9 protein-coding genes and 1 pseudogene are annotated in these 7,918 nt (G+C 73.9%); 3 read left to right on the top strand and 7 right to left on the bottom strand.

Features of this window, described 5'->3' with window-relative positions; translation table 11 throughout:
- The 5 genes and pseudogenes from CQZ88_RS04385 to CQZ88_RS04365 form a co-directional block, all read right to left on the bottom strand.
- Positions 1-492, bottom strand: a pseudogene (locus CQZ88_RS04385) (ATPase); the annotation flags it as partial.
- A gap of 21 nt (positions 493-513) precedes the next feature.
- The gene (locus CQZ88_RS04380; RefSeq protein WP_006932417.1) at positions 514-1,428 is read right to left on the bottom strand and encodes a phosphatidylcholine/phosphatidylserine synthase; all 915 of its coding nucleotides are present in this window, start codon (positions 1,426-1,428) and stop codon (positions 514-516) included.
- Complete coding sequence (locus CQZ88_RS04375) at positions 1,425-2,138, bottom strand: phosphatidylserine decarboxylase (protein ID WP_006932415.1); 714 nt, start codon at positions 2,136-2,138, stop codon at positions 1,425-1,427. Before CQZ88_RS04375 ends, CQZ88_RS04380 begins: the two co-directional genes overlap by 4 nt.
- Before the next feature lie 74 nt (positions 2,139-2,212).
- Positions 2,213-2,680 carry an SRPBCC family protein gene (locus CQZ88_RS04370; RefSeq protein WP_006932414.1) on the bottom strand — a complete coding sequence of 156 codons (468 nt, stop codon included), beginning with the start codon at positions 2,678-2,680 and terminating at the stop codon, positions 2,213-2,215.
- Between the two features lie 52 nt (positions 2,681-2,732).
- Positions 2,733-3,245 carry a DUF1707 domain-containing protein gene (locus CQZ88_RS04365; protein WP_029545317.1) on the bottom strand — a complete coding sequence of 171 codons (513 nt, stop codon included), beginning with the start codon at positions 3,243-3,245 and terminating at the stop codon, positions 2,733-2,735.
- A gap of 111 nt (positions 3,246-3,356) precedes the next feature.
- On the opposite strand from CQZ88_RS04365, the gene CQZ88_RS04360 reads away from it, so the two are divergent.
- Genes CQZ88_RS04360 through hutH form a run of 3 tightly spaced genes read left to right on the top strand, consistent with a single transcriptional unit; the run spans position 3,357 to position 6,030 of the window.
- Complete coding sequence (locus CQZ88_RS04360; RefSeq protein ID WP_029545315.1) at positions 3,357-3,905, top strand: PadR family transcriptional regulator; 549 nt, start codon at positions 3,357-3,359, stop codon at positions 3,903-3,905.
- Positions 3,902-4,465, top strand: a complete 564-nt coding sequence (locus CQZ88_RS04355) for an AAA family ATPase (RefSeq protein ID WP_102799299.1) — start codon at positions 3,902-3,904, stop codon at positions 4,463-4,465. The genes CQZ88_RS04360 and CQZ88_RS04355 overlap by 4 nt, the downstream gene beginning before the upstream one ends.
- Positions 4,466-4,482: 17 nt before the next feature.
- Positions 4,483-6,030, top strand: coding sequence for a histidine ammonia-lyase (gene hutH / locus CQZ88_RS04350; RefSeq protein WP_102799298.1), 1,548 nt, complete (start codon positions 4,483-4,485; stop codon positions 6,028-6,030).
- Between the two features lie 3 nt (positions 6,031-6,033).
- On the opposite strand, the gene CQZ88_RS04345 is transcribed toward hutH, so the two are convergent.
- On the bottom strand, positions 6,034-7,272 hold the full coding sequence (locus CQZ88_RS04345; RefSeq protein ID WP_065922271.1) for an FAD-binding oxidoreductase: 1,239 nt from the start codon (positions 7,270-7,272) through the stop codon (positions 6,034-6,036).
- Positions 7,273-7,309: 37 nt separating this feature from the next.
- The coding region (locus CQZ88_RS04340) for an arginase family protein (protein WP_180986943.1) at positions 7,310-7,918 on the bottom strand (609 nt) is incomplete at its 5' end.

Here is a 7,918-nt window from a genome sequence, read left to right as displayed (position 1 = left end):
GACGGTGAGCAGTTCCGTGGTCCAGGCGATCCCGAACGTGCGGGACAGGGTGCGCGTGGTGGGGGCGGTGCTCGTGCCCGGTCCGAGATCGCGGGGCAGCAGCGACACCGCGTCGCCGACGGTGAGGACCTTGCCCAGCAGTGCCTGGCGCAGGGTGACGTCGTCGATCGTGTGGGTGGCGAGTGCCGATCCGGTGACCGCGACCGTGCGGGCGCCGTGGACGACGACCGGGCCGACGAGGACGGTGGCGTCCTCGCGCAGCCCCACGTTGGAGAGCGTCACGTCGTCGAGCAGGATCGTGCCGGTCGGCGTGCCGGCGGGGGCGAGGCCGGCGACGGCCGCGGTGCGGCGCCCCCCGATCAGCGCGATCGCGTCCCATTCGCGCAGGCCCAGCGCGGTGAGCACCTCCGGGTGCACGCGGACGACGCCGCGGCGCGCATCGGCCGCGGAGGTGTTGAGGCGGACGGTCAACGCGAGTTCGGGGCTGCTCACCCCGCCGAGCCTAGAGCGTCGTCAGCGTCCGCGGGGGCGGCGCAGACCGAGTCGCGCGGCGGACTGCCGGGGCTGCGGGGCGCGCCGGATCGCGACCCGCCGTGGCCTCAGGGCGCGGTGCTCGGCGCGCAGGGCGCGCCGCTCGGACGGCTTGATGTTCCATGTCTCCGGCCGCGCCGCCACCCAGCGCTTGGAACGGATCGCGAACGGGATGTGCGCCAGGTACAGGCCGATGAGGACGAGCATGAGCACGTACGGGTAGGTGACCAGCGCGGCCGCCGCGACCGCCACGAGTACCAGGAGGATCACCGCGTAGCGGGGCGGCACGGACACCGACTTCATCGCCAGGGTCGGTATCTGACTGACGACGAGGGCGGCGGTGAGCAGCGTCCAGGCGGCCACGACGGGGTAGGAGTCCCACCAGCCCTCACCCCACTGGATGTGCGCGGCGACCGGCGCCAGGGCGACGAGGGCGCCGGCGGGGGACGGCACGCCGACGAAGTACTCGCGGGCGTACGCGGGCACCGTGTCGTCCTCGAGCAAGGTGTTGAACCGGGCGAGGCGCAGGACGATGCTGACCGCGTACAGCAGGGAGATGATCCAGCCGAACGGGCTGCCGTCCAGCAGCGTCACGTACAGCACGAGGGCCGGGGCCACGCCGAACGCCACCGCGTCGGACAGCGAGTCCAGCTCGGCGCCGATCTTGGTCGTGGCGTCCAGCAGGCGGGCGATGCGCCCGTCGAGGGAGTCCAGCACCGCTGCCGCGCCGATCATGCCGAGGGCGGTGCCCAGCTGGCCGTCGAGGGCGAACTTCACCGCGGACAGGCCGGCGGAGAGCGCGAGGATCGTGATGACACTCGGCAGCAGCCGCACGGCCTGCGGGCGACCGCGGCGTTTGCGTTCCGGGGCTGCCGGGGAGGCGGCGGACGGGCTCACGGCAGCTGGGCGATGACGGTCTCGGCGCCGATCGTCTTCTGCCCGCGTTCGACGAGGAGGGTGCTGCCCGGGGGCAGGTAGGTGTCGACACGGGAACCGAAGCGGATCAGGCCGTAGGTGTCGCCGATCGGCAGCGTGTCGCCCGCCTTCGCGTCGCACACGATGCGGCGGGCGAGCAGCCCGGCGATCTGGACGACGGCCACGTCGGCGCCGTCGCGGGTCTCGAGGAGCATGCTGTTGCGTTCGTTGACCTCGCTGGCATCGGCGAGGTCGGCCGAGAGGAACTGCCCGGGGCGGTGCACGACCTTGGTGACGGTGCCGCCGACGGGGCTGCGCTGGACGTGCACGTCGAGCACGGACAGGAAGATGCTCACCCGCGGCCGCGGCTCGGTGCCCATCTCGAGTTCGGCGGGCGGCACCGCGGTGTCGACGAGGGCCACCTCGCCGTCCGCCGGGGCCACGACGACGCCGACCCGGTTGGGCGGCACCCGGTGGGGGTGGCGGAAGAATCCTGCGGTGGCGGCGGCCGAGACGAGGCCGGCGCGACGGACCCACTTGCGGTTGCGGCCGAGCGCCGCGACGGCGAGCGGGGCGGCGACGAAGGGGATGCCTGCCGGGTGGAGCGGTGGAATCGTCTTGCGGACCAGTTCGAGAACGTGCTCGACGCTGGTGGGCGGTGGGGTTCCGGGGGGTGTGGGCTTTCGGGCCACGGCTCCTCTTAGTGTCGCGCGGTGTGACCCGCGGGCGTGCGGCCCGCGGGCTAACACAGCCTACGCGAGGAGGGTCACCGTGCGAGGGCCGCGCCCTCGGCCTCGTTCCTGATGCGCGCGAGGGTGGCGTTCATGCCGACCACCATGTCGTCGTCGAAGGCGGTCGCGCCACCGAGGACCTTGTCGATGAGGAACTGCGAGACCTTGCTGGTCCCGGTGGGCGCCTCCCGTCGCTGGATCACCCGGGTGCCGGTGTCGGTGGGCTCGAGGGTGAACGACCAGACGGTGCGGTTCTCGTTGACCCGGAAGCGGAGCAGGCGCCCCGGCTCGAAGGCGAGCACCTTGGCGGTGGTGGGCCACACGAGCAGGCCCTTGCGGTTGACATTGATCGTCTTGGTCCCGACTCCGACGGGTCCGCCGAGCACGGCCATCTTCCGGCACTGCGGGCTCCACTCGCCCATCCGCTTCAGGTCGGAGATCACATGCCACACCTGCTGTGGCGATGCGGCGATCTCGACGGTGGCTTCGAGGGTCTTCGACACGGGGCCTCCCTGATTCTTCGCGTAACCGCGAGTTACAAATACAGCCCGTCGATCATAGCCGAGTCTGTGACGCCCGCCACCCGGACGTGCACCACCCGCCGGCGGGGAGGGCCCGCGACGAGCCGCGGCCGGGGTGCGCCCGGTGGCCGGCGCCTTCCCGTCCGGCGAGGGTCCGGCCGAGCAGTACCAGGCCCCACGGCCCGATCACCCAGACCGGCCACGGGTACACGGCCGCGCCGACGGCGATCGACACGATCGCCCAGATCACGAGGTTGATCGTCCCGGCTGCGGCCCAGGCTCCCCACTCGATCCGCTGATGCAGGGGGAGCCGGCGGTCCGCGGTGCGGGCCGGGGCGGGCGGGGGTGCGGGTGAGGCCGGGGGTGCCGCCGGAAGGTCGCTCAGTACCCGGTGCGCCTCGTCGGTGGTGACGGACCGGTACACCTCGCCGACCCGCTGGTCGAACTCGCCGATCGTGAGCCGGCCGGCGGTGAGATGCCGGCCCAGCTCGTCGACGAGCCGCTCGCGTTCGGGGTCGGAGATCCGGACACCGTTGACGTATTCCATCGCTGCCTCCTGCGGAGGGTCGAGACCACTGAGGTTCCACAGTGGAATGTCGATACCACTATGGTGGATATGCCACAGTGGAATGTCAAGCCCCCGGGAAAGGTGTCCGCCATGGTCGACCGTCCGCTCGATGCCCCCGCGGCTCGTCCGCTCAACGCCACCGCGGCGTCGCTGCTGGGATTCCTGCACGAGGGTCCGAAGACCGGGTGGGATCTGGTGGTGACCGCGCAGGAGCGGATCGGGAAATTCTGGTCGATCACGACCAGTCAGGTGTATCGCGAACTCGCCGCCATGGAACGGGCCGGTCTCGTCGAGGCGGGCGAGGTGGGCCCGCGCGACCGCAAGCCCTTCGCGCTCACCGCCTCCGGCCGCGCCGCATTCGCCGAGTGGATCGAACGCGAACCCGGACCGGAGAACATCCGCTACCCGCTGCTGCTCACCGTCGCGTTCGGCAGGCACCTGCCGCCCGGCAGGCTGGCCGAGATGCTCGCCGTCCACCGCGCCGCCCACGAACGCCGGCTCGCCGACTACGAGCGCGCCGCCGCCGAGCACTGCGCGGACCCGTACTCGTCGGCGACCCTGGACTTCGGCATCGTCTACGAACGGGCCGTGCTCGAGTGGTTCGGCCGGGTGGCGGACACGCTGGGGCCGGCCTCGTGAACCGGCCCTGGCTGATCGTGATCGGGGGCCTGCCCGCGACCGGGAAGACGACCGTCGCCCGTCGCCTGGCGGCCCGGATCGCCGCCGCCTATCTGCGGATCGACACGATCGAGCAGGCCCTGGTGGACTCCGGTGAACTGCCCCGGCCGCCGCGGACCGCCGGATACGACGCCGGTTACGCCCTCGCCCGCGACCAGCTCGCGCTCGGACTCACCACCGTCGTCGAGTGCGTCAACCCCGTGAAACTCACCCGCGACGCCTGGTGCGCCGCCGCGCACCGGGCCGGGGCCCGGGTGCTCGAAGTGGAACTGGTCTGCACCGACCCCGCCGAACATCGCAGACGCGCCGAGCGGCGTGCCGGAGACATCGCCGGCCTCGCGCTCCCCACGTGGCAGCAGATCCGCGGACGACACTACGAGGCGTGGGACCGTGCCCACCTGACGATCGACACGGCTGTGGTCGGTCCCGACGATGCGGTCACCACGATCCGGCGCGAAGCCGGCCTTCTCGACCCCGATTCGGCGGCGCGCCGGCCGGTGCCGGGGACACAATCCGGATAGCGCGTATCGATCGGGAGGTGGCCGTGGCCGAGGAGGTCGTCGTCGGGGTCGGTCCCGTCTCGACGGACGAGGTCCTGCGCGTGGCGCGGTCCGGCGCGCCGGTCCGGCTCTCCGCGGACGCGCTCGCCCTCATCGGCGCGGCCCGTGCCGTGGTCGACGCGCTCGCCCGCGCCCCCCGGCCCGCGTACGGCATCACCACCGGGTTCGGGGCGCTCGCCACCCGCCACATTCCCCCGGAATCGCGAATCGATCTGCAGCGCAGCGTGATCCGCTCTCACGCCGCCGGGACCGGTCCCGAGGTGGAACGGGAGGTGGTCCGCGCGATGATGCTGCTGCGCCTGTCCACCTTCGCCACCGGGCACACCGGGGTCCGCCCCGGGACCGCCACGGCCTACGCCGCGATGCTGAGCGCGGGAATCACGCCGGTGGTGCCCGAGCACGGCAGCCTCGGCTGTTCCGGGGACCTCGCGCCGCTCGCCCACGTGGCCCTCGTCCTCACCGGCGAGGGCGAGGCCCGCGACGCCGCCGGCACGCTCGTGCCGGCCGCGCAGGCCCTCGCCGCGGCGGGCCTCGCGCCCGTCGTGCTCGCCGAGAAGGAAGGGCTCGCCCTCATCAACGGCACCGACGGGATGCTGGGCATGCTGGTCCTTGCCTGCCACGACCTGCGCGCCCTGCTGCGGCTCGCCGACGTCACGGCCGCGATGAGCGTCGAGGCCCTGCTCGGCACCGACCGGGTCTTCGCCGCCGACCTGCACGCCCTGCGGCCGCACCCCGGCCAGGCCGTGGCCGCCGCCAACATGACCCGGCTCCTCGCCGGCTCCGCCGTCGTGGCCAGCCACCGGACCCCGGACTGCCCGGTGGTGCAGGATGCCTACTCGCTGCGGTGTGCCCCGCAGGTCGCGGGCGCCGCGCGCGACACCCTGACCCACGCCGAGCAGGTCGCCGGACGCGAACTCGCGGCCGCGATCGACAACCCGGTCGTCACCCGCGACGGCCGGATCGAGTCGAACGGCAACTTCCACGGCGCCCCGCTGGCGTACGTCCTCGACTTCCTCGCCGTCGTCGTCGCCGACGTCGCGAACATCAGCGAGCGCCGCACCGACCGGCTGCTCGACGTGGCCCGCAGCCACGGCCTGCCGCCGTTCCTCGCCCACGATCCCGGCGTCGACAGCGGGCACATGATCGCCCAGTACACCCAGGCCGCGCTCGTCGCCGACCTCAAGCGCCTCGCCGTGCCCGCCGCCGTCGACTCGATCCCGTCGTCGGCCATGCAGGAGGACCACGTCTCGATGGGCTGGTCCGCCGCCCGCAAGCTGCGCCGCGGCCTCGCCGCGCTGACCCGTGTCCTGGCCATCGAGGCACTCACCGCGGCACGCGCACTGGACCTGCGCGCCCCGCTCACCCCGGCCCCCGGCACCGGCGCGGTGGTCGCCGCGCTCCGCCGGCACGTGGCCGGGCCCGGCCCGGACCGGCATCTCGCCCCGGAGATCGACGCCGCGGCCCGGCTCGCCGCGAGCGGAGAACTCGTCGCCGCGGCGGAATCCGCGATCGGGGCCCTGGACTGATCGTCAGCGGAGCGGGTCGAACTGCCGCGGCACCGCCGCCCGCGCACCGGTCATCGCGCCGGCCAGCAGGCGGCCGGTCAGCGGGCCCAGCGCCACGCCCCACATGCCGTGACCGCCGGCGACGAACACGCGCGCGGAGCGGGTGCCGCCGACCAGCGGCAGACCGTCCGGGGTGCAGGGACGCGAGCCCACCCACTCCTCCGCCCGGGCGGCCCAGTCGACGCCGGTCAGCAGCGGCCGCGCCGCGTCGACGATGGCCTGGATCCGCCGCGGGTCGAGCGGGGCGTCGGGCCGGCGGAACTCCATCATCCCGGCGATGCGGAACCGATCGTGCAGCGGCGTGCACGCGACCCGCTGGGCCGGGAAGTAGATCGGGTTCTTCGGCAGGTGCGCCGGGCGCACGCTGAAGCTGTAGCCGCGACCGGCCTGCACCGGCATCCGGACCCCGAACGGCCGGGCCAGGTCGTTCAGCCGGGCCCCGGTGGCCAGCACCACCGCATCCGCCGCCCGGTCCCCGCCGCCGGTGCCCACCACGCGCACGTCCCGCGGGCCGTCCCGGACCGCCTGCACCTCGAACCCGGTGACGACCTCACCGCCACGGTCGCGCACCGACTCCGCCAGCGCGGCGACGAACCGCGGCGGGTCGACGAACCGCTGCCCCCGCAGCCGGATCCCGGCCCGCACCCCGTCGCCGAGCAGCGGCTCCAGGGTGCGGATCGTGTCCCCGTCGAGCAGGTCGAAATCCACCTCGCCGCCCGCCGCGACCACCTGCCGGAACTCCTCGACGAGCACGCGACGGTCGTCCTCGGACGCGAACGCTGCCAGGAACGGATCCGCCGGGCGGGTCTGTTCGACGACACCGCCGCGGGCCAGATCGTCGTAGGCGCCCAGCGCCATCCGGTTCACCTCGGCGAACACCGCCATCGCCGCGCGCCACCGGCGGGCGGTGCAGTGCCGCGCGAATCCCGCCAGGAACCGCCACAACCGCAGGTCGACCGCGGGCGGCACGTACACCGGGGACGACGGCGTGAGCATCGAACGGATCCCGTACCGCAGCACCGCCGGTTCCGGCAGTGGCAGGGTCAGCGCGGGGGCCAGCCAGCCCGCATTGCCCCACGACGCATCGGCGGCCACCCCGGTGCGGTCGAGCACCGTGACCTCGACGCCGCGCTCCTGCAGGAACCAGGCCGCCGACAACCCGACGAAGCCCGCCCCGACGACGACCACCCGACGAATCGCCATGACGCACTCCCGATCTCGAGGTACCCCATCACCTCCATCATGGACCGTCGCCGGGCTCGGTGCCCGCGAACCGGGGGTGGTCGCCCGCCGGCCGCCCCGTGACGATCCGGTGGATCAGCCGGGCCGCCGCCCGGGCCGTGCGCCCGTCGTCGTCGACGGCCGGCGCCAGCTCGGCGACGTCGACGAGCGCGAGCCTGCCGCTGCGCGCCACGACGTCGCACACGTGCTGCACCACCTCGAACGCGACGCCGCAGGCCGCCGGGGCGCTCACCCCGGGCGCCACCCAGCCGGGCAGCACATCGAGGTCGATCGTCAGGTGCACCGCGTCCACCGCGCGGACGAACTCCTCGACGAACGTCTCCACGACGGGCAGGTTCGTCGCGCGGCACTCGTCGTCCAGCAGGTACCGCACCCCGAACTCGTCCGCGGCGGCGAACAGCGCGGCCGTGTTGCTCGGCTGCGCGATGCCCACCACCGCGTAGCGCAGCGACCTGCCCTGTTCGCGTTCGCGTTCGGCCATCTGCCGGAACGGGGTGCCCGACGTGGCGACGGGCGCCGCCCGCAGGTCGAAGTGCGCGTCCAGGTTCAGCACGCCCCAGCGGGTCCCGGCCCGCGCGGCCGCGGACCCGGCCCAGCCCAGGTAGCT

Origin of the sequence: Rhodococcus sp. ENV425, assembly GCF_002887785.1 — a bacterium.
Classification (GTDB): domain Bacteria; phylum Actinomycetota; class Actinomycetes; order Mycobacteriales; family Mycobacteriaceae; genus Rhodococcus; species Rhodococcus aetherivorans.
Note: the sequence above shows the minus strand (reverse complement) of the source record. Positions and strands in the feature narration are given on the sequence as shown.